Origin of the sequence: Proteus sp. fly-1067 (assembly GCF_040139345.1) — a bacterium.
In the GTDB taxonomy this organism is placed as follows: domain Bacteria; phylum Pseudomonadota; class Gammaproteobacteria; order Enterobacterales; family Enterobacteriaceae; genus Proteus; species Proteus vulgaris_B.
Window position 1 is genome coordinate 1 of the sequence record NZ_JBEEUL010000107.1, and the last position, 693, is coordinate 693.

A 693-nucleotide genomic window follows, 5' to 3' on the forward strand; every position below is an offset into this window, starting at 1 on the left:
GGTCAGCTACAACTGTTTGCTCGAATAGCCACCAAGCGTGGCTGGCTTCCAGCAATCATCAAACGTTACATATTAAGTAAGCTATTTCGCGTGATCCTGCGCCAAGATCGCCTGATGCTAGAGAAGGTTACTCACAATAAATTGCGTTTTCCAGACCCCTTGCTTACTCCTCTGGATGGAGAGCAGGACTTACTTGGCCCGAGTATACGTAAATTACTCGAAGATGGACAACCACTTATATTTGAGGAACGCCAGTTCTCTTTTTGGCTCTAAATAGGAGGTTTGTTGTAACTAATAAGATACTTATAAGATTTTACTGAGGTATATACTCTAAATAATTCGAGATGCAGGCAGGCGACTAGCTGAGTGTAGTCAACAACCCTGCAATTTGAAGGATGACGGGTATACACGATAAATCCCTATCGTTACATTAGGTCTTACAACCTTCAATATAGCGATTTGTTTCGAAGTGAATTGTTGAGTTTACAAACTCTTTTTACACTTATTCGGGAAAGCACAAGTCAACCAAATATAAAAGAGCATCAATAAAAGAAAAGAGCAGCCTGTTCTCTAACAAAAACAGGCGAGCTTAAATGGAGGAAGAACTATTTATTGTTCTCGGTATGATGATGCGGAACGTGCGCTTTAGATAACAGGTTAAAGAATGCGCCGAGGCCATAAATCAACCCCATG

1 protein-coding gene is annotated in these 693 nt (G+C 41.0%); it reads left to right on the forward strand.

Annotation, left to right across the window (positions count from 1 at the left end; genetic code table 11):
* A partial coding sequence (locus ABN217_RS19410) for a hypothetical protein (RefSeq protein WP_349459878.1) occupies positions 1-273 on the forward strand: 273 nt, incomplete at its 5' end.
* Positions 274-693 lie beyond the last annotated feature (420 nt).